This window comes from Mesorhizobium sp. LSHC412B00 (assembly GCF_000503035.1).
GTDB lineage: Bacteria > Pseudomonadota > Alphaproteobacteria > Rhizobiales > Rhizobiaceae > Mesorhizobium.
Genome location: NZ_AYWB01000006.1, coordinates 144352 through 167860 on the forward strand (window position 1 = coordinate 144352; position 23509 = coordinate 167860).

Sequence of the window (23509 nt, forward strand, 5' to 3'; positions counted from 1 at the left end):
GGGGCAAATGCCGGTAATGCAGAAGGCTGCCATCGAAAAGAACAACGAGACGATCGCAGCCCAGCTTACGCCGGTCGGCCGCGAGACGGTGCAGGATCGCGTCTATTCCGAGTTGCGCCGTGCTCTGATCGGTGGCCTTTTCGAGCCAAACCAGGTGCTGACCATCCGTGGTCTTGCCGATGCGCTGGTCACCTCGACCATGCCGGTACGCGAAGCGCTCGGCCGGCTGATCACGGAAAAGGCGCTGGAGGCGCTGCCCAACCGTTCCGTGCGCGTGCCGCCGATCACGCTGGAGCGCATCGACGACCTCCTGCGTGCCCGCTCCCTCATCGAAGGCGAAGCGATAGCGCTTGCCGCCAGGCGCATGAGCCCGCGCCAGATCGCATCGATCGAAGCCATGCTGGGCGAGTGGGACGAGATGCGGGCCCTGAAGCACAAGAAGGATATCGATCGCGAAGCGACGCTCAACCAGAGCTTCCATTTTGAGATCTACCGCTGCTGCGGCTCGGCTGTGCTGATCCCGATGATCGAAAGCCTCTGGCTTCAATCGGGTCCCTGCATCCGCGTCGCCATCTATGCCTTCTCCGAGGCAGGCGAGGTTGATACCGCCCACTATCATCGTCGAATTGTCGCGGCACTTGCCAAACAGGATGCGCAAGCGGCGCGCGAGGCGCTGGTAGCCGACATCAGCCGCCCCTTCGCCTTCCTGCGCGACAAACTTCAATCGGCGAAGGACTGACATGCCCAAGCCCGCCATCGGCATCACAGAACCACGCTCGAAGCTTTCCGTGACGGCGCTGCTATTGCCCGAAAAGGCGCCGGAGAATGCCGCCTTCCTGCTGGCGTATCTGGCGCAGCCACGCATCATCCCAGGCATCCATGCGATGTGGACAGGACCGGAAATCTCGTGCCCGGTTCCGTCAGCCGATCTCCACGGCCAGGCCTATGCCCAGTCTTTGCCACCGGAGAATGCAACGCTGACGCCGCAGCCCGGCGATATCGTGCTGTCCTATGTGCCGCCACGCGTGTGGGGCGGCAATCCCAATGCCATCTTCGATATCGGCCTGTACTACGGGCAGGGGGCGCGGCTGCTGTTCCCGATCGGCTGGCTGGCCGGCAGCGTGGTCGCGCAAGTGCTTGCCGGAGAGCGCGATCAGTTTGCCGCCGCCTGCGGCGTCATCCGCCGCAACGGCGCCTGTGACATCACCTTCAGCCTGGTGGAGGCCTGAATGGCCGACGACAGTTTCGAACTCTTCGATCTGCGCGTCGAAGCGGTCATCCCCGAGGGCAAGCCGGTCTATTGCGGCGCCAGGGCCGGCGACTATTTCGAACTCAAGGGCGAAATGCTCTCGCTGCCGGCAGGGCAGGGTTTTTCGATCTATTCGATCTCGGCCGTGTTGCCGCTCCTGGCGGCAAAGCAGCGCCCGACGCATGCAAATGACTGGATGACCTCGGATGCCGAGATCGCCTGTCCCGATCCCAATTGCGCCAGCCGGCTCCGCATCGTCAGGCTTGCCAAGCGGCGGTTCAGCCATGCCGAAACCACGGCCGTGCCGCTGCCGAAGGAGACCGACAAGGGATGACCGCCAGGACCATCGAACTCAGCCCCGGCTATGGGATCTCGCGAGTCATCCGCGGTGGCTGGCAGCTGGCCGGCGGGCATGGCGCCGTCGACCGCAGCCAGGCGGTGACCGACCTCATCGCCACTTTCGATGCCGGCATCTGGACCTATGACTGCGCCGACATCTACACCGGCGTCGAGGAACTGATCGGCGCCGCGCGCCTGCGGCTGGCCGGCGAGCGCGGTCTCGATGTCGCGGCCAGGATGAAGGTGCACACCAAGCTGGTGCCGGACCTCGAACGACTGGCAAGCATCAGCCGCGACTACATCAGGGGCATCGTCAATCAGTCGCTTCGCAGGCTGAAGACGGAGCGGATCGATCTTGTGCAGTTTCACTGGTGGGATTATGACCAGCCTCGTTACGTCGAGGCGATGGGTTGGCTCGACGAGCTTCGGCTGGAAGGCAAGGTGCGCAATCTCGGCACCACCAATTTCGATACGCCGAGGCTAGCCGAAATCCTCTCCGCGGGCATCCCGCTGGTCAGCCAGCAACTGCAATATTCAGTGCTCGACCAGCGGCCGGCAAACAGCCTTGCGGGCCTTGCCGCTAAGAACGGTGTCCGCTTCCTCTGCTACGGCTCGGTGGCGGGCGGCTTCCTCAGCGACAAATGGCTTGGCGTGGCCGAGCCCTCCACGCCGCTCGAAAACCGCTCGCTGGTCAAATACAAGCTGATCATCGACGACTTCGGCGGCTGGGAGCTGTTCCAGTCCTTGCTCAAGGCGCTGAAAGCGGTCGGCGATCGCCACGGCGTCGACATTGCCACCATCGCTTCGGCCTGGGTGCTCGAACAGCCACAAGTGGCGGCCGTCATTGTCGGCGCGCGCAACCAGGCGCATGCGCTGGCCAATGCCAAGATCATGGACATCGTGCTCGATGCGGAAGACCGTGCCAGGATCGCCGCAGTGCTCGCGCAAAGCACCGGCCTCGCGGGCGATGTCTACGCGCTGGAGCGCGACCGTCATGGCCGCCACGGCTCGATCATGCATTACAACCTCAATGCGGGGAAGAAATGAGCGGAGAGCCTTCCCTTTTTTCGCGTGCCAGCGCTGAAATCATCGACCTGCATCGCTTCTTCGTCGACTGGTTTGTCGCCGCGCGAGCCGACGCTGTGGAGTTCGGCCGCTTCGAGGCTGTCATGGGCGAAGGCCTCACCATGGTGGCGCCGAATGGCCAGATCCTCGATCGCGACGCGGTCGTAGATCATGTCCGGACAAGCCGCGCCACTTGCGACGACGGTTTTGCCATATCGATCGAGGACATCAGGCCGGGTTGGCAGGACGCGGACACGATCGTCATCTTCTACATCGAGGCGCAACTGCGCGCCGGCAAACACAGTCGCCGGCAGTCCAGTGCGGTCTTCACCACCAGTTCATCGGCACCAAACGGCGTCGAATGGCGGCATCTGCATGAGACCTGGCTGCAGGCGCCGGAAGGCTGAACAGGCAAAAGTTCAAACAAGAAAAGGGGAACGGCAATGAAGAAGACGATACTTCAAATCACCACAGCACTGGCTCTCGTGACGATGGCCGGCGCCGCACACGCAGCGGACTGCAAGATCACCGTCGGCCTGGTCATGGAGCTCACCGGTCCGGCCGGCGAATACGGCCAGGCCGGCGCGAAGTCCGTCGAAATGGCCTTCCGCGACATCAATGAAGCCGGTGGCGTACGCGGCTGTGATCTCGCAACCGACACGCGCGACAGCCAGAGCCAGGGCAATATCGCGGTCGATGCCGCGACCCAGCTGGTACAGGTCAAGAAGGTGCCGGTGATCATCGGCGGCATCATCTCCTCCGTGTCGATCCCGATTTTGACCTCGGTCACCGGGCCGGCCAAGATCGTGCAGGTGTCGCCGGCTTCGTCCTCGCCGACGCTGACCGCCCTTGGCCGCGACGGCAAGACCAACGGCATCTTCTTCCGCACCATCACGTCGGATGCGCTGCAAGGCGTGGCCGCCGCCAAATACGCCATCGACAAGGGCTTCAAGAAACTGTCGATCATCCATGTCAACAACGACTTCGGCGTCAACATGGTGGCCGAATTCTCGCGTGCCTACAAAGCGCTCGGCGGCACCATCGTCTCCGACACGCCCTATAATGAAAAGCAGTCGAGCTATGCTTCGGAAGTGACGGCGGCGATGGGAGGCGAGCCGGACGGGCTCTACCTCGTCAGCACGCCGGTCGACGGCGCAACGGTCGCCCGCACCTGGATATCGCAGGGCGGCGTGCAGAAATTCCTGCTCAATGACGGCATGAACAGCCCGGACTTCATCGAATCCGTCGGCGCCGACTATCTCAAGGATGCCTATGGCACCTCTTCCGGCACCAGCCCGACGGCCTCCACCGACTACTTCCTGAAAAACTACAAGGAGTTTTCGGGTATCGAGCCGTCGAACCCGGCAGCCGACCGTTCCTATGATGCCGGCGCCATTGTCGGCCTCGCCATTGCCATTGCCGGCTCCGAGGATCCAGCCAAGATCAAGGATGCCATGTACAAGGCGGTGGATCCTGCCGGCACACCGATCTATGCCGGCAAGGACGAGTTCGCCAAGGCGCTCGGCCTGATCAAGGACGGCAAGCCGATCCGCTATGAAGGCGTCATCGGTCCGGTCAGCTTCGACAAATATGGCGACATCACCGGTCCGTTCCGGCTGTGGAAGATCGTCGACGGCAAGGTGACGACCGACGGTGAAATGACAACCGACGACGTCAACGCGCTGCAGGCGAAATTGCAGTAGCGCCGGTACATTGTCCGGCGCGATCTCCGTTCGATCTCTGGGAGATCGACGCCGGACAAGCAGTCCAACATCGGCGCTAGTTACGCGGTCAAGCGCGAAATCAGCCGGGTCAATATAACGACAGGCGGCTGGCCGGGCATGAAGACCTGCGGATTGGAGAGGGCGCCGACGATATGACCCACATAGTCTGATTTGTCGTAGCCGATTGACGATATCGGGTAGGCGTCGAAATTGGTCAGGGACACATTGTCGAAGCCATAGAGGCGGAAGCGGCTGGGCCGGTTGTCGGGGAAATCCGCCCGGCAGACATCCAGAACACCCATGGCCATCGCGTCGGACGTACAAAAGACCGCATCGGGACAGCCGCGTCCCGTCAGGCCGGCGGCTGCCGCATAGCCCGACTCGTAGGAATAGTCTCCCTGGACCGTCTGCAGCAGTTCAATTCCATGATGCCGGAACGCTTCGAGGTAGTTGCCGATGCGCAGCTGTTCGACCCGCGAGGACGAACGGCCGGTCAGCAGGCTGGCCGTGCGCGCGCGCTTGGCCGCCGCATCCGCCACGGCCTCGGCGATGCCGACGCCTTCATCGGGAATGACGGTGGGTGACAGATCGTCATGCAGTCCGTTCAGCATGATGACCAGGTCCGAGCGAAACATGCGCCGCACCGTCGCTGCATCGGCAAAGTCGGAGAACACCACGGCGGCATCGACATGATAGGCAACGCCGTTGCGCAGAAAATCCTCGACCCCTTCCGCCGAGCCGATGCGGATGAGGATGACCTGCTTGCCGATCGACTGGATTGCGTCGAGCAGCCGGTCGAACAGGTCGAGATCTGAAAGGTCGTGAATGTGGTTGACCACGACGGCAACCAGATTGACGGTCTTGGTGGTCAGGCTTTGCGCCAGGAGATTGGGTTTGTAGCCGAGCTGCGCGGCGGCCTGCACGACACGTTCGCGTTTGTCCGCCGAGACCGGTCGCGGTCCGCTCGACAGCGCACGGCTGGCCGCGGCACGCGACACGCCTGCCAGCCGCGCGACATCGGCGATCGTTGCGACGGCGCCTCGAGTGTGCGCCGATCGGTTACCGGTAGTGGGTGTCACCACAGCGGGTTGAGCGCCGGCGGGTTGGAGTCCGGCCCCCACCACTTCTTGTAGGTCGTCTCATAGGTACCCGACTGGATGAAGTCGGACACGAACATGTCGAGCCAGCGGACGAATTCGGGATCGCCCTTGGCGACCGCGATGCCGATCGGATCGTTGGAATAGAGGCCAGGCAGCGTCACCAGGCTCGGTGTCTTGGTTGCGAGGTAATCGAGCAGCGAGGAATCCTCGATCGCCGCATCGACGCGCTTCTGTTGCAGCTGCAGAACCCCGTCGGGCGCGAACTGGTCGACATAAACGAGCTCTGCGTCCGGCACGGCTGCCTTGAGGAAGGTTTCGCCCGTGGTGCCGCGGCCGACGACAACCTTCTTGCCGGCGAGCCCCTTGAGGTCGGTTATCCCGGCATCCTTCTGGACGATGACGCGCAGCCCGGCCCGGTTGTAGGGGATGGTGAAGTTGACGGTCTTGGCCCGCTCGAGCGTTGCCGAGGTGTTTGCGACCGCGACATCGATCTGTCCCGACACCAGCATGGAAATACGGGCATCGCCCGAGACGTCGACGAACTCGACCGGCACCCCGAGCTTTTGCGCCAGCAGCGTCGCGACATCGACATCGTAGCCGACAGGGTTGTTTTGTGCATCGCGAAAGCCGATCGGCTCGCCGCCGAGCGATACGCCGATGCGAATGGTGCCGCGTGAGCGGATGTCGTCAATCATGCCGGCAAGGGCCGGAAATGCCGAACCGGCCACGATGGCCAGCGCGGCGAAGGCACGCAGTACGGTTTTCATGGTTCCTCTCCTTATTTTCAAGTGACGCGTCTTGCCGCCCGCAATTCGGGTGCGGACATGGAATCCTTCCAGAGCCAGTAGCGGACCTCGCCCTCGCATCTGAAATTCACCACCTCGTGGTTCTGCTCGGCGTCGACGGCGTGGATGACCACTCCGGCCAGGAAGCCGGTGTCGAGTTCAGCCAGTTCCTCGACCGCCAGCGCGACCGCATCCGACAGGGATCGGCCAAGCTTCATGGCCAGCACGACGGTCCGTGCGGTGGCGCAGCGCATCGTCATCTCGCCGGTATGGGTGCACGCCGCCGCACCATAGCGGCTGTCGGCGTAAAAGCCTGCGCCGGGAATGGGAGAATCGCCGAGCCGGCCCGGATATTTCCAGGCCCAGCCCGAGGTCGAAGCCGCGGCATGGATGCCGCGCCGCGCATCCGCCGACAGGAAGACGGTGGTGTCGCGGACCCGCTCGGGATCGGTGATAGTACGGCTGAGCGGCGCCAGATCGATATCGGGGAATTTCGCCAGCTGTTGCGGTGTGAGTTCCTGTTGCAGCCGCTCCCACCAGACGCGCTTGCTGTCCTCGAACAAGACTTCGTCTTCGGCAAAACCGATTTCGCTGGCAAAGCGCCGCGCCCCTTCGCCGGTCAGCATCACATGCGGCAGGCGCTTCATTACCTGCTGCGCCAGGGCAGCGACCGCCAAGGTCCTTGGCACGGCGCCGACTGAACCGACCTCTCTTGTATTGCCGTCCATGACCCCGGCGTCGAACTCCATCTCGCCCAGCATGTTCGGCCAGCCGCCATAACCGACGCTGCGAACCTTGACCTCTTTCTCCACCATGCCGATGCCGGCAACCATCGCGTCCAGGCTGACGGCGCCATCGCGCAGCATTTGCACCGAGGTTTCGAATCCCGGCCATGCTTCGTTGTTGGCTAACAGCAGCATTCCTAGTCCTTGCGCATCTTGGAGAGAAACTGCGCAACCCGCGGCTGCGCCCGGCCGCCGTCCGCGGCGAAGAAACGATCCGTCGGCAGATCGACCACCAGCCTGCCCTTGTCGAGGAAGACGATGCGGTTGGAAATCTCGCGCGCGAATTCGATCTCGTGGGTGACGAACAGCATCGTCGTGCCTTGCGCGGCGAGCTTTGCCAGGATGGCCAGCACCTCGGAAGTCATTTCCGGGTCGAGCGCGCTGGTCACTTCATCGAGCAGCAGATAGCGCGGCTGCATGGCGAGCGCCCGGCAGATGCCGACACGCTGGCGCTGCCCGCCCGACAACTGCGCCGGGTAGGCGTTGGCCCGATCGGCGAGGCCGACGGACTCGAGCAGCTTGCGCGCCAGCGCCTCGGCCTCAGGGCGCGGCATCTTCAGCACCTCGATCGGGGCGAGCGTAATGTTCTGAAGCGCGCTCATATGCGGATAGAGGTTGAACAGCTGGAAGACGGTGCTTGAGCGCTTGCGCGCCTCGGCCAGCTCCTTCGGCTTGCTGACATCGAAATCGTCGACCGTGATGCGGCCCGACTTCAGCTTTTCGAGGCCGTTGATGCAACGGATCAGTGTCGACTTGCCGGACCCCGACGACCCGAGGATCGAGACCACTTCGCCGGGCGCGATCGTCAGGTCGACGCCGTCCAGCACAGTGACCTCGCCGAACGCTTTGTGCACGTTTTCGATCTTGAGCATGTTAAAGCCCCCGCCAGGCGCTGTGCGCCCGCAGGCGGTTTTCAAGACGCTCGCCAAGCAGGGCGACCAGCTTTGCCGCGCCATAGTAGAGCAGCCCGACGACGGTCCAGACCGCGAACGGCTTCAAGGTTCGCATGTTGAGGATGTGGCCAATCTTGGTCAGGTCGACGACGCCGATGACAGAAATCAGCGACGTCACCTGAAGCTGGTTGACCAGCAGCGCGACGAGCGGGCCGACCGCGAAGGCGGCAGCCTGGGGCGAAACGATATGGCGCAGGACCTGCCACCGGGTCAGGCCGAAGACACGCGCGGCCTCGACCTGCTCGCGTTCGATCGACTCGATCGCCGAGACCGCGATGACATAGACGAATGCCGCGGTGTTCGCCGACAGAGTGATGGTCGCTGCGGTGACCGGCGTCACCCTTATATGCAACAGCGCCGGCAGGCCGAAGAACACCAGGAACAGCTGCACCAACACCGGCGAGTTCTTCAACAGCTCCGACAGGAAGGTGACGACCTGGGCCAGAACCGGCACACGGTAGAACCGCACCAACGCCCAGCTCAGGCCAATCAGCAGTCCGATCAGAGAGGTGACGAGAAACAGCGCGACGTTGGTGCCGAGACCTTGCGCCAGCAGGATCAGGTCGTAGGAGGTGAAATCGCTGAACCGCATCAGCCGACCGCCTCCATCATGTCCCGATTGAGATGGCGGTGGAGCAGGGTGACGCCCAGCGAAACCAGATAAGTCAGGGCCGCATAGGCACAGAGCAGCACCACATAGACCTCTAAGGGCCGATAGGTCTGCGAGACCACGATCTGGGCTGAGCCGGTGAGCTCGTTGAGCGTGATGGTCGAGAGGATCGAGGACGTAAGGATCATGTTGATGAGCACGGATCCGAGCGGTCGCACGGAGGTGCGCAGCGCAATCGGCAGCACGATGCGGGTAAAGACCTTGCGCCTGGACAGGCCGCTCACTTCAGCGGCGTCGATGATGCCCTGGTCGATGGCGAGGATGCCGGCTCGAATGATGTCGGAGGCATAGGCGCCGCCGGCAATGGAAAGCGCCACGACGCCGGTGGTGAAGGCGTCGATGTAAATGCCGAGCTCGGGCAGGCCGTAATAGAAGAAGAACAGCTGGACGATGAACGGCACATTNAAGGCGTCGATGTAAATGCCGAGCTCGGGCAGGCCGTAATAGAAGAAGAACAGCTGGACGATGAACGGCACATTGCGGAAGAGATCGACGTAGACGAAGGCGATCCGTCGAAGCAGTGCCGAGGCGGAGGTGCGTGCGATCGCCACCAACGCGCCCATGACGACGCTTCCCACCAGCGACAGCGCGCAAGCCGCCGCCGTAAGTTCGGCGCCGCGCGCCAGAAAACCCAGATGCGGGAGCAGAATGGACAGATCGAAATGCACCGGCGGTCCCCAGTGAAACCGGTTTCACTCTTTTGGCTTTCGCCTCGTCTGTCAAGATGCAGGGTCTGGTTGCCGCCTGTGGCTTGCATTCGTTGCGATGATTCCGGTTCGCCTCATGCGCGCTATGTCTCAAGCGCCGGCAATTCGCCGCCGGCTTTCAGCTCGAGGACGCCGCCTATGCCAGCCGCGCGTCGCCGCAATCCCTCGGCCATGGCGGCTGGGGGCGGCGCCCTCGATTTTGCCGATCCCGGCGCCGGTGTCGGATTCGGCTACGTCACCAACCGCATGCTGGGTTTCGACGACGTCGATCCACGCCGCAAGGTGTTGATTGATGCCGTTTACGACGCGCTCTGACGTTGGGAGCCGTTATGCGCGGATGTTCCACATGGCGTCCGGCACAACCACCAGCTTGCCGACGAAGTCCTTGGCAACAAAGTCTGCCTGCGCCTTGTGAAAATCGGAGAGCCTGTAGACGCCGCCGACCAGCGGCCGGATTTTCTTCGCTTCGATGTATCCAATGATGCGGCGGAAGTCGGCGCGCGTGCCCTGGCTCGATCCGTGCAGTTGCAGCTGCTTGAGATACATGGTCCTGAGATCGAGCTGCACGACCGGGCCGGCGATGGCGCCGGCGGTGGTGTAGCGGCCTTCAGGTCGCAGGATGCGCAGCAGGTCGTTGAAGATCGCGCCGCCGACGAGATCAGCGACCACATCGATCGGCTGGTCGCCAGTGGCTTCATTCACGGCGGCGGGAAGATCGGCAACCCCACGGGTAATGACCGCTTCGGCGCCGATGTCGCGCACCGCCTGCTCCTTGCCCTTGCCGACGACCGCATAGGGAATGGCGCCGCGCGCCCGCGCCAGCTGCACGATGCCGGAACCGACGCCGCCTGAGGCGCCGGTGACCAGCACGCGTTCGCCGGCTTTCAGCCCGGCGCGCTCCAGCATCTGTTCGCCGGTGAGGTAGGCGCAGCAGAAGGTGGCGAGTTCGACGTCGCTCATGTCAGTATCGACGAAATGCGCATTCTCGCCCGGCACCGTCTGGTACTCGGCGTACCCGCCGTCGCGACCGTGGCCCATATAGTCAATGTCGGCGAGGGAATCGTCGTCGCGGTTGTAGATCGAAAAATCGACCATTACCCGTTCGCCGATACGGCCCGGGGAAACGCCTTCGCCGACGGCAGCGATGGTGCCGACCGTGTCGGTGCCCTGGATGCGCGGGAAGGTAAGCGTGTTGCCTTGCCGCCGCCACGTCGACACGGCGGCAGCGTCCTCCTCCGTGCCATAGGCGCCCTGGCGTACCCAGACATCGGTGTTGTTCATACCGCAAGCGCTGACCTTAACCAGCACCTCGCCGGCGGCAGGCACAGGCACTTTCACATCGCTGCGATAGACGAGCTTTTCCGGTCCGCCATGCCCGGTGAGCAGCACGGCGGCCATGGTGGCGGGGAGGGTCTTGGTCATGGCATTCATGGTCGATCTCAGAGATTGGAAAACACGCTGTTGACGGCATCGGCGGTTTTCGAAACGACGATGTCGGCTTCCTCACGCGTCAGGCAGAGCGGCGGCGCGAAGCCTAGTATGTCGCCCTGCGGCATGGCGCGGCCGATGACGCCGCTGGCGGCAAGTGCTGTCGCCACTTGCGGCCCGATCTTGAGCGAGGCGTCGAAGAACACCCGGTCGTCCTTGTCGGCGACAAATTCGACCGCCGCCAGCATGCCATCGCCGCGCACGTCGCCGACGTGTCTGTGCCCGCCGACAGCCTTGGTCAGTTCGGCGCGGAAATAAGCGCCGGTCTCACCGGCGTTCGTTACCAGGTCCAGTTCGTCGATCAGTTCGAGATTGGCGACACCTGCGGCGACGCAGATCGGATGCGCGGCATAGGTCCAGCCATGGCCGAGCGAACCGAGCTTGTCGGAGCCCTGCACCAGCACCTGCCACATCTTGTCGGCAACGATGACACCCGACAGCGGCGCATAGGCCGAGGTCAGCCCCTTTGCGATGGTGATGAGGTCCGGCTTGATGCCGTAATGGTCGGAGCCGAACATGGTGCCCAGACGGCCGAAGCCCGTCACCACCTCGTCGGCGACCAGCAGCACGTCATACTTCTTCAGCACCGCCTGGATCTTCTCCCAGTAGCCGGCCGGCGGCGGCACGATGCCGCCAGTACCGAGGATCGGCTCGCCGATGAAGGCGGCGACGGTTTCGGGACCTTCGGCCAGGATCATCTCTTCAAGCTTGTCGGCGCAATGCTGCGAGAACTGCTCCTCGCTCATCGAGCGGTCGGCGCGGCGGAAATAATAGGGCGCCTCCGTGTGCAGGACCGGCGCGCGCGGCAGGTCGAAAGCGTTGTGGAACAGGTCGAGCCCGGTCAGTGATCCCGTCATCACGCCCGAGCCGTGATAGCCGCGCCAGCGCGAGATGATCTTCTTCTTCTCCGGCCGTCCCAGCACATTGTTGTAGTACCAGATCAGCTTGATGTTGGTCTCGTTGGCATCCGAACCCGAGAGGCCGAAATAGACCCTCGACATGCCCTTCGGCGCGCGGTCGATGATCATCTTGGCCAGCGTGATCGAGGCCTCGGTCCCGTGGCCGACATAGGCGTGGTAGTAGGCGAGGTTCTTCGCCTGGGTGGCGATCGCGTCGGCGATCTTCTGGCGGCCATAGCCGACATTGACGCAATAGAGACCGGCAAAGGCATCGATGCTCTTCCTGCCATTGTTGTCCCAGACGGTGACGCCTTCGCCGCCGGCCATGATGCGGGTCGGCGATTCACCCCGCGCATGCGTGCCCATATGGGTCGAAGGATGGAAGAAATGGTCGCGATCCCAGGCATTGAGTTCGTTGGATTGGTCGAGCATTTTTTGACTCCTTGAGAGATGGCCGGACGGACTTATGCGACGTCCAGGCAGAGGTACTTCAGATCGGCGAAAGCTTCGAGCCCATGGCGCGAGCCTTCGCGGCCGATGCCGGATTGCTTGACGCCGCCGAATGGGATCGGCGCGCCGGTGATCTTGACGCGGTTGATAGCGACCATGCCGTAGTCGAGCGCGCGGCCCAGGCGCTGCTGGCGGGCGCCGTTCTCGGTAACGACATAGGCAACCAGGCCATATTCTGTGGCGTTGGCACGGGCGATCACTTCGTCCTCACTGTCGAACGGCGTGACGGCGGCGACCGGCCCAAAGGTCTCCTCGCGCATGATCAGCGCTTCGTCGCTGACATCGGCCAGCAGCGTCGGCTGGTAGAACAGCGGCCCGGCCTGATGCCGCTTGCCGCCGGTGAGACAGCGCGCGCCACGAGCGATGGCATCGGCGACCTGCTCTTCGACCTTTGCGACGGCACGCTCATGCATCAGCGGCCCGATGTCGATCTTGTCGGTAAGGCCGTTGCCGGTGCGCAGCGCCTCGATACGCCTGGCAAAAGCGGCGCAGAAGCGATCGTAGATCGGGCGCTGGACGTAGATGCGGTTGGCGGCGAGGCAGTCCTGGCCGGAGGTGGCGAATTTGGCATCGATGGCGATGCTCACCGCCTTGTCCAGATCGGTATCGGCAAAGACGATCAGCGGCGCGTGGCCCCCAAGCTCCATCACCAGCCGCTTCATCGTCGGCGCGCTTTGCGCCGCGATCAGCCGGCCGATCTCGGTCGAGCCGGTGAAGCTTATGGCGCGAACGCGCGGTCTTCGCACATGCGGCCGACGATGGTTGCAGCCTTTCCGGTGATGACGTTGAAGACACCGGCGGGGATGCCGGCGCGCTCGCCAAGTTCCGCCAGCGCCAGCGCCGACAGCGGCGTCTCGGATGAAGGATGCGCGACGATGGTGCAGCCGGCGGCAAGGGCGGCCGCCGCCTTGCGGGTCAGCATCGCCGCCGGAAAATTCCAGGGCGTGACGACGCCGACAACGCCGAGCGGCTCTCGTCGCACCATCATTTCCGCTTTGGGCAGATGGCTGGTGACGCTCTCGGCGTTGAGGCGCTTTGCCTCTTCGGCATACCACTCGACGAAGGAGGCGGCGTAGTCGATTTCGCCAAACGATTCCTGCAGCGGCTTGCCCTGTTCCAGTGTCATCAGCAGGGCCAGATCATCCTTGGCTGCAACGATCAGCTCGAACCATTTTCGCAGAATTCTGGACCGCTCCTGCGGCAGCAGTGACCGCCAAGCCGGGAAGGCACGCGCGGCGGCACCGATTGCCCTTGTCGTTTGCTGCGCATCGAGCGCGGCGACAAACGCGACCGTCGCGCCTGTGGCCGGATCGGTGACTTCAAAGCTTTCGGCCGCTTCGCTCGCGGTCCAATGCCCATCGACATAGGCAAGCTCGCGCAGCAGCCGGCGGTCGGAGAGGCGGTCGAGCGCCTCATGGCGATGCGAGCGGGCAAAATGCGCGGACATGGTCGAGGCCTCCCGGTTCGGACGATGCGGGAAGACTATCCGTCACATGCAGACAGAGAGACTGTTTCGACGCCCTGAAGGAGAGAGACTCTCTCTATTGTGCCGTCCCGACAGACATTCTCTCCGGGCTTATGCCGACGCCGGCAGCAGATCGGCTATCGGCAGCACGATTTCGTCCTTCACCGTCTTGGTGACGATGTAGGTGAAGTAGCGGTCGATGCCGATCTCGCGCTCCAGCAGGTCGTCGACCAGCCGCTGATAGGCGTCGATGTCGCGCGTCATCACCTTGACCACATAGTCGACGCCGCCGCCCACCGACCAGCAGGCGACGATTTCGGGGATGTCGCGGATGACGCGTTCGAAGCGGTCGAAATCGGCCTGGCGATGGCTGGCCAGCGTCACCTCCATCAACACGGTGGCGACCGGCGCCACGACGCGCATGGCGATCCTTGCGTGATAGCCCGAGACGATGCCGGCCTTCTCCAGCTTGCGCAACCGCATCCAGCACGGCGTCGGCGACAGCCCGACCTGTTCGGCCAGCGCCAGCTTGGTGATGCGCCCTTCGCGCTGGATGACGTCGAGTATCCTGAGGTCGATCGCGTCGAGTTTCGCTGATGTCATCGGCGTCCGCTTTTTTGTCGGCATCACCATGACGGCGCATTATTTCGATTGTCAATTGCACTGATTTCGATCTCTAATAAGTCATGACATTATGGCAACCCGACCCCACGCTCCTCCGCCGGCCAGCCTATCAATCGCTGGCCGACCAGTTCGCGCGCGCCATTCATGACGGGCGGCTGGCCAACGGCGCGCGGCTTCCAACGCATCGAAGGCTGGCAGACGATCTGAAACTGTCGGTGCAGACGGTCAGCCGCGCCTACGAAGAACTGATCCGGCGCGGCCTGATTTCGGGCGAGATCGGCCGTGGCAGCTTTGTCCAGACGCAGCGCCGCGACCCGGAGCCGCCCTATCTGCCGGAGCGCCTCGGCGAGGTCATCGATCTGTCAATCCTGAAGCCGGTCTGCGAGCCGATGCATTTGGAGCGACTGAAGCAGGCGCTGGGCTGGCTGGCCGAAAACCTGCCATCCAGTTCTGCGTTGTCGTTCCGGCCCAACATGGTGTTCCCGCGTCACCGCGCGGTGGCTGTCGAATGGCTGAAACTGTGTGGGCTCGACACCTCCGCACAGAATATCAGCCTGACCAATGGCGCGACCGCCGGGATGACCGTGGCGCTGATGAGCGTTGCGCCGCCGGGATCGACTGTCGCCACCGAGGCTATCGGCCACCACACGCTGGTGCCGCTGGCGCGCTATCTCGGCTTCAACCTCGAAGGGCTGCCGATCGACGGCAATGGCTTGATCCCCGAGGCGCTGGACGAGGCCTGCCGGCTCACCGACATTCGCGCGGTATTCGTGCAGCCCTCGGTGATCAACCCGACGGCGACGCTGATGGACGCCAGACGGCGCGAAGAGATCGCCGCGGTCGCGCGCAAGCACGACATCGCCATCATCGAGAACGATGTGCTGGGTCCCTTGGTGGAGGACCGGCCGCCGCCTGTCGCGGCCTTTGCACCGGAGCGCACGCTCTACGTCACGTCCTTCACCAAGATCACCGTACCTGGCCTGCGCATCGGCTATCTCGCAGCGCCGGATCGCTACGTCGCGGCGGTGGCCAACCGGCATCTAGTGTCGAACTGGATGGCGACGCCGCTGGTGGCCGAGATCGCCACCAAATGGGTGACCGACGGCACCGCGATGGAACTCGTCCGCTGGCAGCGCACGGCCTTACGCCGCCGCCAGGATATCGCCGCCGAGGTGCTGGCCGGGGTCGACTACCGCGCCAGGCGCGACGGGCTGCATGTCTGGCTGCAGCTGCCACCCGACCGCGCCGAGGAGAGTTTTGTCGCCCAAGCCCGTTTGCAAGGCGTGGCAATAGCGCCCGGCACCTCTTTTCGCATTTCGGATACGCCTTGGCACCCGGCGGTGCGCATCTCGCTAGGCTCGACCACCGAGGGGGAACTGCGCGCCGGCTTAGGCGTTGTCACCAAGCTGCTGCTTGGCGATCCGGAGCATCTGCTGCTCGCTATCTGAGCGGAAATTGCCCTGAAATCATGCAGCGCCGGAAATATTGTCATAATTTTATTTTCCCAATTGACATGATTTGGCGCGTTCCCCATCGTTAAGGGCACAGGCTTCTCCAGCAGGGGAAATTCATTTGTCCACACCCATCATCAAGGTCGACGCCATTTCGAAGAGCTTCGGCTCGTTCAAGGTGCTGGACGGCCTGTCGATGCAGGTCATGCCCGGCGAGAAGCTGGCGCTGATCGGCCCGTCCGGCTCGGGCAAGACGACGATCCTGCGCATCCTGATGACGCTGGAGAAGATCGACGGCGGCCATATCCAGATCGATGGCGAGCAGCTCTACCACATGGAGCGCAACGGCCAGCTGCTGCCCGCCGACGAGCGGCACCTGACCAAGATGCGGCAGAAGATCGGCATGGTCTTCCAGCTGTTCAATCTGTTTCCGCACAAATGTGTCATGGATAACGTCACGCTGGCGCCGATGCTGACCAAGGGCACGCCTCGCGCCGCCGCTGAAAAGCGGGCCATGGAACTGCTCGACATGGTCGGCATGGCCGACAAGGCGAAGTCGATGCCGGCGCAGCTGTCCGGCGGCCAGAAGCAGCGCGTGGCGATTGCCCGTGCGCTGGCATTGTCGCCGAAGATCATGCTGTTCGACGAGGTGACGTCGGCCCTCGATCCGGAGCTGGTCGAGGAGGTGATGAATGTCATGCGCAAGCTCGCCGCAGAGACCGACATGACCATGCTGCTGGTCACCCACGAGATGGGCTTTGCCCACGACTTCGCCGACCGCGTGCTGTTCTTCGACCGCGGCAAGATCGTCGAAGAGGGCAAACCAGACGAGATTTTCCGCCATCCAAAGCAGGAGCGCACGCAAGGCTTCCTGAAGAAGATCATCGCGGCCGGACATCGTGTCTGACCGCTTTGCGGGGCGGAAGACCGCCCCAGACAAAACCAAGAAGACAACAAGGAGTTGGGAACAATGAAGAAACTTGGCATTCTGGCCGGCGTCGCCGGTCTCGCACTGACGGCGGTGCTCGCCGCGTCGAGCACCGGTTCGGCCGATGACGGCAAGCTCGAGCAATTGAAGGCACAGGGCTTTGCCCGCGTCGCCATCGCCAACGAGCCGCCCTATACTGCGGTCGCTGCCGACGGCAAGGTTTCGGGTGCGGCGCCCGACGTGGCGCGCGAGGTCTTCAAGCGCCTCGGTGTTGCCGACATCGTCGCTTCCATTTCGGAGTATGGCGCGATGATTCCCGGCCTGCAGGCCGGCCGCTTCGACGTCGTCACCGCCGGCCTGTTCATGAAGCCGGAGCGTTGCGCGGCGGTCGTCTATTCCGAGCCGGTGCTGTGCGACGCCGAGGCGATGCTGGTGAAGAAGGGCAATCCGAAGGGCTTCAAGAGCTACGAGGACGTCGCCAAGGACACGTCGGCCACCATCGGCGCGCCGGGCGGCGGCACCGAGGAGAAGCTGGCGCTCAACGCCGGCGTGCCGCGCGAGCGCGTCATCGTCGTGCCGGACGGCCAGAGCGGCCTGAAGATGCTGCAGGACGGTCGCATCGATGCCTATTCGCTTCCCGTCCTGTCGATCAACGACCTCGTCAAGAAAGCCAACGATCCGAACCTCGAAGTCATCGCCCCGGTGGTCGGCGCGCCGGTCTATTGCGACGGCGCCGCCTTCAAGAAAGGCGATGAGGCCCTGCGCGATGCCTTCGATGTCGAGCTCGCCAAGCTGAAGAAATCCGGCGAGTTCGCCAAGATCATCGAGCCCTACGGCTTCTCGGCCGCAGCCGCGATGTCGACCACGCGGGACAAGCTCTGCGCGGCGAAATAGCGCCGTTTTTGCCTTCTCCCTGTTCACGGGGAGAAGGTGGCCCGAAGGGCCGGATGAGGGGCGGCGCCAGGTTCTGAGAATTTAGCGCTGCCCCTCATCTGCCTGCCCGTCCTCCGCAGCAGCTGCGCTGCAGCTTCGGAGGGTGGACTGGCATCTTCTCTCCGTGAACGGGGAGAAGGAAGCTAACCGCCAACGTTGGAACCCGAATGACCCAGTGGTCCGGCTACCTCGGCCTGATATTGCAGGGAGCGCTTGTCACCATCGAGCTGACGCTGATGGGGTCGGTGCTCGCCCTGATCATGGCCTTCCTCGCCGGCATGGGCCGCGTGTCGCGCTTCTTTGCGCTGCGCTGGCTGGCCACCGCCTATATAGAATTCTTCCGCGGCACCTCGATCTTCGTGCAGCTGTTCTTTGCCTATTTCGTGTTGCCGTTGATCGGCCTCGAACTGACCCCGCTGCAGGCGGGTGTGCTGGCGCTGGGCCTCAATGTCGGCGCCTATGCGGCCGAGGTGGTACGCGGCGCCATCCAGTCGGTCGGCCGCGAACAATATGAAGCCTGCATCGCGCTCAACCTCGGCCGCTGGCAAGGTATGCGCCATGTCATCCTGCCGCAGGCGCTACTGGTCATGCTGCCGACCTTCGGCAACAATGCCATCGAACTGCTCAAGGCGACCTCCGTGGTGTCGCTGATCTCGCTCGCCGATCTCACCTTTCAGGCGCAGGTCGTGCGCTCGCAGACCGGCAACACGCTGGCGCCGTTCACCACCATCCTGATCATCTATTTCGCCCTGGCGCTGATCATCTCCTGGGGCGTGCGTTCTCTGGAACGCCGCATGGCGCGCGGCCTCGACGGGGTGCGCGTCTGATGGCCAATGCCCTTCTGATAAATTGGGCCTCCTGATGGATTGGGATTGGAACTTCGTCTGGGAGATCCTGCCGACGCTGATCCAGGGCGTGAAGATCACCATCCTGGCAACGCTGCTCGGCTCCGTGCTGGCCGCTATCGTGGGTCTGGGCATCGCGCTGGCGCGACGCTCGCCCAACAAGGTCCTGTCGCGCACCGTCGGCTGGGCGGCCGAATTCATCCGCGGCACGCCACTTCTGGTGCAACTTTATTTCATCTTCTATGTCCTGCCGGATTTCGGCATCCTGTTGCCGCCGCTGGTCGCCGGCGTCATCGGGCTCGGCCTGCACTACGGCACCTACACGGCGGAAGTCTATCGCGCCGGCATCGACAACGTGCCGCGCGGCCAGTGGGAGGCGGCCAAGGCCTGCAATCTGAGCGCCACGCAGACCTGGACCAACATCATCATTCCGCAAGCGATCCCACCGATGATCCCGGCTTTGGCCAATTATTTCATCGCCATGTTCAAGGAGACGCCGCTCCTATCGGCGATCACCGTGCTGGAGCTGATGAACCAGGCCAAGAGCGTCGCCAACACCTACTACCGCTACATTGAGCCGATCACGCTGGTCGGCGCTTTCTTCCTCGTTATCAGCCTCTTCTCGGTCGTGCTGCTGCGCTGGCTGGAACATCGCTACGGCAAGATCGAAAGGTAATTCTCAAGATGAAACCGCTGCCCGAGATCAGGCTGATGCCGACAAGGCCGGCGCTCGACGCGCGTCCGCTGGAAAAGCGCGTCGGCCTGATCATCCTTGCCACCGACCACACCAGCGAGCCGGACTTTCGCCGCATGGTGGCGAGCGAGCGGGTCGGCGTCTATGTCGCGCGCATTCCCTACAAGAATCCAACCACGCCCGAGAATCTCCGCAAGATGCAGCCCGAGCTGGCGGCGGGTGCTGCCCTCATCCTGCCCGATGAGCCGCTCGACGCGATCTGCTACTCCTGCACCTCGGCCTCGGTGGTGATTGGCGACGCTGAAATCGAGGCCGCGATCCAGTCTGCCAAGCCGGGTGTTCCCGTCGTCACGCCGCCGATGGCCGGCGTGCGCGGGCTGCAGGCGCTGGGCGCGAAAAAGATCAGCATCCTCACCCCCTACACCGTCGAAACCTCCAGGCCGATGGCAGCTTACTTCGCCGAGCGCGGCTTCGAGATCGTCAGCTTCACCTGTCTCGGCTTCGAGGACGATCGCGAGATGGCGCGCATTGCGCCGGCAGCGATTGTCGATCTCGCACGAGAGGCGACACACGCTGAGGCCGATGCACTGTTCGTGTCCTGCACCGCATTGCGCGGAGCGCTCGCGGTTCCCGGCATGGAACAGGCGATCGACCGCCCGGTCGTCACCAGCAATCAGGCCAGCGCCTGGAATTGTTTGCGGTTGTGTGGCGACGGGACGTCGCATCCCGAATTTGGCCGTCTGATGACGCTGCCTTTGCCGCGCGATTGACGATCATGACGACAGTCACCCTTAACGATATTCGTGCCGCCCGGGAGCGAATTGCCGGCAAAATCGAACGCACGCCGACAGGGTTATCTCACAGCCTTTCCGAACGACTGGGCATCCCCGTCCACCTCAAGCTTGAACACCGCCAGACCACCGGCAGCTTCAAGCTGCGCGGCGCCTCGAATGCCGTTGCTTCGCTGAGCGCCGAGGAGAAGGCGCGCGGCGTGGTCGCGGCGTCGACCGGCAATCATGGCCGTGCGCTGGCCCATGCTGCGAAGCTCGAAGGCATGCGTGCGGTGATCTGCATGTCGCGACTGGTGCCGGGCAACAAGCTCGACGAAATCCGTCGGCTTGGCGCGGATGTCCGCATCATCGGCAACAGTCAGGACGAGGCGCAGCAGGAGGTCGAACGGCTGGTGGCGCAGGAGGGACTGGTGATGCTGCCGCCCTTCGACCACCCGGCCATCATCGCCGGGCAAGGCACGCTCGGACTGGAGATGATCGAGCAGGTCCCGGATGCCGCTCTCGTCCTGGTGCAACTCTCCGGTGGTGGACTCGCCTCGGGCATCGCCGCCGCCGTCAAGGGCGTCAGCCCCGGGACAAAAATCATCGGCGTTTCGATGGCGCGTGGTGCTGCGATGAAGGCGAGCCTGGATGCCGGTCGCCCGGTCGAGGTGGAAGAACTGCCGACGCTGGCGGATTCGCTCGGCGGCGGCATCGGTCTCGGCAACCGGCTGACCTTCGCCATGTGCCGCGATCTGCTCGACGACGTCATCCTGCTCAGCGAGGACGAGATCGCCGCCGGCATCCGCCATGCCTATGAACAGGAGCGCGAGATCGTCGAAGGCGCCGGAGCGGTCGGCATCGCTGCGCTACTCGCCGGCAAGGTCAGGGCGACCGGGCCGGTGGTCGTTCTTCTCTCGGGCCGCAATATCGACATGAACACGCATCGCAAGATCGTCTGCGGTGACGCAATCGCGGAGCGCGCGGCATGAAAACTCTCCCACGCCGAATTCCCGCCCACCCCCCTCTGTCCTGCCGGACATCTCCCCCGCAAGGGGGGAGATCGGCAGCTTCGATGCGGTCGCTATTCTTGCTGCGCTGGAGATTGGAGAAGGCAGGAGTGCAGTCCAATCTCCCCCCTTGCGGGGGAGATGGCCGGCAGGCCAGAGGGGGGTGTGACGGAACACTATCCTTCGTGGTGCGCGCTAGTACGGAGCGCGACACATGAGTCCGATGACCATCCTCACCGAGAAGGAACTGCGCACAATCGTGCCGCTCGATCTCGACGCGGTCGCCTGCGTCGAAAACGCTTTCCGCGCGCTCGCCACATTGCCGGTGGCGATGCCGCCGATTCTGCGGTTGGACATTCACGAGCAGCGCGGCGAGGTGGATGTGAAGTCCGCCTATGTGCCTGGAATAGACGGTTTCGCCGTCAAGATAAGCTCCGGCTTCTTCGATAATCCGAAGCTCGGTCTGCCCAGCGGGGGCGGCATGATGGTGTTGCTCTCGGCAAGAACCGGTGTGGTCGAGGCGCTGCTGCTGGACAATGGCTATCTCACAGATGTCCGCACCGCTGCTGCCGGCGCCGTCGCGGCGAAGCATCTGTCGCGGCCGGATTCGTCCGTCGCCGCAATCTTCGGCGCCGGCGTGCAAGCCGGGCTGCAACTCGAAGCACTCATGTTGGTGCGGCCGATCGCCGAGGCACGTATCTGGGCGCGCGATGCGGTCAAGGCGCAGACGGCCGCAGGCGCGCTGCGCGAAAAGCTCGGCATTCTCGTGCGCGCCGAGCCGGATGCAGCCAAAGCAACCATCGGCGCCGACATCATCGTCACCACCACGCCGTCGACCGAGCCGCTGATCAAGGCCGGCTTTGTCGTTGCCGGGCAGCACATCACCGCCATGGGCTCGGATGCCGAACACAAGAACGAGATCGCGCCGGCGATCCTGCGCATGGCCGATCTCTATGTCGCCGACAGCGCCAAGCAGACACGGCGTCTGGGAGAACTGCATCACGCCATCGCATCGGGCGTGATGGGAGCCGATGCCGCGGTCACCGAACTCGGCCAGATCATCGCCGGCGAACGGCACGGAAGGCGCTCACCCAGCGATATCACCATTGCCGACCTCACCGGCACCGGCGTGCAGGATACGGCGATCGCCACGCTCGCTCGCAACCGGGCGCGGGCGGCCAATGCCGGAACCATTTTTGAAAGCTGATGCTGGCCAAAGCGTGATCCGGAAGTGCAACCCGGTTTTTCCCAGAGATCACGTTCAAACAAGAACGACGAGCCTGTTTCCAACAAAGTTGAAACAGGCTCCAGGCCCAACAAACGAGGACCAAGAACAATGCAGCCGAACCTAAAATTCTCGCGTGGCGAATTTGCGGATCGCCTCGCCAAGACGCGAAAAGCCATGGAGGGGAAAGGCGTCGATCTGCTTGTTGTCAGCGACCCATCCAACATGGCCTGGCTGACCGGCTATGATGGCTGGTCGTTCTATGTGCATCAGGCGGTGATTGTGCCCCCATCGGGCGAGCCGGTCTGGTACGGCCGCGGCCAGGATGCCAATGGCGCCAAGCGCACCGCCTATCTCGCGCATGACAACATCGTCGGCTATGCCGACCACTACGTGCAGTCGACCGAGCGCCACCCGATGGATTTTTTGGCCAGCGTGCTTAGTGATCGCGGCTGGGGCAAGCTGACCATCGGCGTCGAGATGGACAATTACTGGTTCTCGGCTGCCGCCTTCGCCGCGTTGCAGAAGCACCTGCCCAACGCCCGCTTCGTCGACGCGACAGCGCTGGTCAACTGGCAGCGCGCGGTGAAGAGCCCGACTGAAATCGACTATATGCGCAAGGCGGCCCGCATCGTCGAAGCCATGCACCAGCGCATCGTCGACAAGATCCAGGTCGGCATGCGCAAATGCGATCTGGTCGCCGAGATCTACGATGCCGGCACGCGCGGCGTCGACGGCATCGGCGGCGACTATCCGGCGATCGTGCCGCTGCTGCCGTCGGGCGCCGACGCCTCGGCGCCACATCTCACCTGGGACGACCAGCCGATGAAGTCGGGCGAGGGCACCTTCTTCGAGATCGCCGGCTGCTACAACCGCTACCATTGCCCGCTGTCGCGCACCGTCTTTCTCGGCAAGCCGACGCAGGAATTCCTCGATGCCGAGAAGGCGACGCTGGAAGGCATGGAGGCGGGGCTTGCGGCGGCAAAGCCCGGCAATGCCTGTGAGGACATCGCCAACGCCTTTTTCGCCGTGTTGAAGAAATACGGCATCGTCAAGGACAACCGCACAGGCTACTCGATCGGCCTGTCCTATCCGCCGGATTGGGGCGAACGCACCATGAGCCTGCGCCCCGGCGACCGCACCGAACTCAAGCCCGGCATGACCTTCCATTTCATGACCGGTCTGTGGCTGGAGACGATGGGACTGGAAATCACCGAATCCATCCTGATCACCGAAACCGGTGTAGAGTGCCTCGCCAATGTACCGCGCAAACTGGTGGTGAAGAATTGA

25 protein-coding genes and 1 pseudogene are annotated in these 23509 nt (G+C 63.6%); 16 read left to right on the forward strand and 10 right to left on the reverse strand.

The window, feature by feature from the left end; translation table 11 throughout:
* Window positions 1–16 precede the first annotated feature (16 nt).
* The 6 genes from X757_RS151255 to X757_RS151230 are packed head-to-tail and all read left to right on the forward strand — an operon-like array spanning window position 17 to window position 4356.
* Window positions 17–739 (forward strand): GntR family transcriptional regulator, encoded by a 723-nt coding sequence (locus X757_RS151255; protein WP_023686960.1) that lies wholly within the window; start codon window positions 17–19, stop codon window positions 737–739.
* Between the two features lies 1 nt (window position 740).
* The gene (locus X757_RS151250) at window positions 741–1229 is read left to right on the forward strand and encodes a DUF3830 family protein (RefSeq protein ID WP_023667857.1); all 489 of its coding nucleotides are present in this window, start codon (window positions 741–743) and stop codon (window positions 1227–1229) included.
* A complete protein-coding gene (locus tag X757_RS151245; RefSeq protein ID WP_023667858.1) occupies window positions 1230–1583 on the forward strand; it encodes a TIGR04076 family protein in 354 nt (117 codons plus the stop codon).
* Window positions 1580–2635, forward strand: a complete 1056-nt coding sequence (locus X757_RS151240; RefSeq protein WP_023726281.1) for an aldo/keto reductase — start codon at window positions 1580–1582, stop codon at window positions 2633–2635. Before X757_RS151245 ends, X757_RS151240 begins: the two co-directional genes overlap by 4 nt.
* Complete coding sequence (locus X757_RS151235) at window positions 2632–3060, forward strand: hypothetical protein (RefSeq protein ID WP_023667860.1); 429 nt, start codon at window positions 2632–2634, stop codon at window positions 3058–3060. Before X757_RS151240 ends, X757_RS151235 begins: the two co-directional genes overlap by 4 nt.
* 36 nt (window positions 3061–3096) lie before the next feature.
* Window positions 3097–4356 (forward strand): ABC transporter substrate-binding protein, encoded by a 1260-nt coding sequence (locus tag X757_RS151230; protein WP_023692246.1) that lies wholly within the window; start codon window positions 3097–3099, stop codon window positions 4354–4356.
* Window positions 4357–4436: 80 nt separating this feature from the next.
* Here X757_RS151230 and X757_RS151225 read toward each other — a convergent pair whose 3' ends face one another.
* Genes X757_RS151225 through X757_RS151200 form a run of 6 tightly spaced genes read right to left on the reverse strand, consistent with a single transcriptional unit; the run spans window position 4437 to window position 9338 of the window.
* Window positions 4437–5459, reverse strand: coding sequence for a LacI family DNA-binding transcriptional regulator (locus X757_RS151225; RefSeq protein ID WP_245275062.1), 1023 nt, complete (start codon window positions 5457–5459; stop codon window positions 4437–4439).
* Window positions 5453–6244: a transporter substrate-binding domain-containing protein gene (locus X757_RS151220; protein WP_023726283.1), complete on the reverse strand. Its 792-nt coding sequence runs from the start codon at window positions 6242–6244 to the stop codon at window positions 5453–5455. The genes X757_RS151225 and X757_RS151220 overlap by 7 nt, the downstream gene beginning before the upstream one ends.
* 17 nt (window positions 6245–6261) lie before the next feature.
* The gene (locus tag X757_RS151215) at window positions 6262–7182 is read right to left on the reverse strand and encodes an isoaspartyl peptidase/L-asparaginase (RefSeq protein WP_023726284.1); all 921 of its coding nucleotides are present in this window, start codon (window positions 7180–7182) and stop codon (window positions 6262–6264) included.
* A gap of 2 nt (window positions 7183–7184) precedes the next feature.
* A complete protein-coding gene (locus tag X757_RS151210; RefSeq protein WP_023692243.1) occupies window positions 7185–7919 on the reverse strand; it encodes an amino acid ABC transporter ATP-binding protein in 735 nt (244 codons plus the stop codon).
* Between the two features lies 1 nt (window position 7920).
* A complete protein-coding gene (locus X757_RS151205; protein ID WP_023692242.1) occupies window positions 7921–8592 on the reverse strand; it encodes an amino acid ABC transporter permease in 672 nt (223 codons plus the stop codon).
* Window positions 8592–9338, reverse strand: coding sequence for an amino acid ABC transporter permease (locus X757_RS151200; RefSeq protein ID WP_023726285.1), 747 nt, complete (start codon window positions 9336–9338; stop codon window positions 8592–8594). The genes X757_RS151205 and X757_RS151200 overlap by 1 nt, the downstream gene beginning before the upstream one ends.
* 177 nt (window positions 9339–9515) lie before the next feature.
* Here X757_RS151200 and X757_RS1000000166535 point away from each other — a divergent pair, with 177 nt between their 5' ends.
* Window positions 9516–9692, forward strand: coding sequence for a hypothetical protein (locus X757_RS1000000166535; RefSeq protein ID WP_023692240.1), 177 nt, complete (start codon window positions 9516–9518; stop codon window positions 9690–9692).
* A 12-nt stretch (window positions 9693–9704) separates the two neighbouring features.
* Here X757_RS1000000166535 and X757_RS151195 read toward each other — a convergent pair whose 3' ends face one another.
* The 4 genes and pseudogenes from X757_RS151195 to X757_RS151185 all read right to left on the reverse strand — a co-directional run bounded on the left by X757_RS151195 (window position 9705) and on the right by X757_RS151185 (window position 14342).
* Window positions 9705–10808, reverse strand: coding sequence for an alcohol dehydrogenase family protein (locus tag X757_RS151195; RefSeq protein ID WP_023726286.1), 1104 nt, complete (start codon window positions 10806–10808; stop codon window positions 9705–9707).
* Between the two features lie 8 nt (window positions 10809–10816).
* Entirely contained in the window at window positions 10817–12196 is a 1380-nt protein-coding gene (locus X757_RS151190; RefSeq protein ID WP_023726287.1) for an aspartate aminotransferase family protein, read from the reverse strand.
* A gap of 32 nt (window positions 12197–12228) precedes the next feature.
* Window positions 12229–13721, reverse strand: a pseudogene (locus X757_RS01000000164790) (NAD-dependent succinate-semialdehyde dehydrogenase).
* 129 nt (window positions 13722–13850) lie between these two features.
* The gene (locus X757_RS151185) at window positions 13851–14342 is read right to left on the reverse strand and encodes an Lrp/AsnC family transcriptional regulator (protein ID WP_031251290.1); all 492 of its coding nucleotides are present in this window, start codon (window positions 14340–14342) and stop codon (window positions 13851–13853) included.
* A gap of 83 nt (window positions 14343–14425) precedes the next feature.
* Between X757_RS151185 and X757_RS151180 the strand changes: the two genes are divergently transcribed.
* The 9 genes from X757_RS151180 (at window position 14426) to doeA (ending at window position 23509) form a co-directional block, all read left to right on the forward strand.
* The gene (locus X757_RS151180; RefSeq protein ID WP_023667872.1) at window positions 14426–15811 is read left to right on the forward strand and encodes a PLP-dependent aminotransferase family protein; all 1386 of its coding nucleotides are present in this window, start codon (window positions 14426–14428) and stop codon (window positions 15809–15811) included.
* A gap of 124 nt (window positions 15812–15935) precedes the next feature.
* Entirely contained in the window at window positions 15936–16721 is a 786-nt protein-coding gene (ehuA, locus tag X757_RS151175) for an ectoine/hydroxyectoine ABC transporter ATP-binding protein EhuA (RefSeq protein WP_023667873.1), read from the forward strand.
* A 63-nt stretch (window positions 16722–16784) separates the two neighbouring features.
* On the forward strand, window positions 16785–17636 hold the full coding sequence (ehuB, locus tag X757_RS151170) for an ectoine/hydroxyectoine ABC transporter substrate-binding protein EhuB (RefSeq protein WP_023686968.1): 852 nt from the start codon (window positions 16785–16787) through the stop codon (window positions 17634–17636).
* A gap of 206 nt (window positions 17637–17842) precedes the next feature.
* Window positions 17843–18502: an ectoine/hydroxyectoine ABC transporter permease subunit EhuC gene (gene ehuC / locus X757_RS151165; protein WP_023667875.1), complete on the forward strand. Its 660-nt coding sequence runs from the start codon at window positions 17843–17845 to the stop codon at window positions 18500–18502.
* A 34-nt stretch (window positions 18503–18536) separates the two neighbouring features.
* Entirely contained in the window at window positions 18537–19196 is a 660-nt protein-coding gene (ehuD, locus tag X757_RS151160) for an ectoine/hydroxyectoine ABC transporter permease subunit EhuD (protein WP_023686970.1), read from the forward strand.
* A gap of 8 nt (window positions 19197–19204) precedes the next feature.
* Window positions 19205–19984, forward strand: coding sequence for an ectoine utilization protein EutA (gene eutA / locus X757_RS151155; RefSeq protein ID WP_023710008.1), 780 nt, complete (start codon window positions 19205–19207; stop codon window positions 19982–19984).
* Window positions 19985–19989: 5 nt separating this feature from the next.
* Window positions 19990–20976 carry a hydroxyectoine utilization dehydratase EutB gene (eutB, locus tag X757_RS151150; RefSeq protein WP_023710007.1) on the forward strand — a complete coding sequence of 329 codons (987 nt, stop codon included), beginning with the start codon at window positions 19990–19992 and terminating at the stop codon, window positions 20974–20976.
* A 232-nt stretch (window positions 20977–21208) separates the two neighbouring features.
* Window positions 21209–22201 carry a cyclodeaminase gene (locus X757_RS151145; RefSeq protein ID WP_023726291.1) on the forward strand — a complete coding sequence of 331 codons (993 nt, stop codon included), beginning with the start codon at window positions 21209–21211 and terminating at the stop codon, window positions 22199–22201.
* Between the two features lie 129 nt (window positions 22202–22330).
* On the forward strand, window positions 22331–23509 hold the full coding sequence (gene doeA, locus X757_RS151140) for an ectoine hydrolase DoeA (protein WP_023726292.1): 1179 nt from the start codon (window positions 22331–22333) through the stop codon (window positions 23507–23509).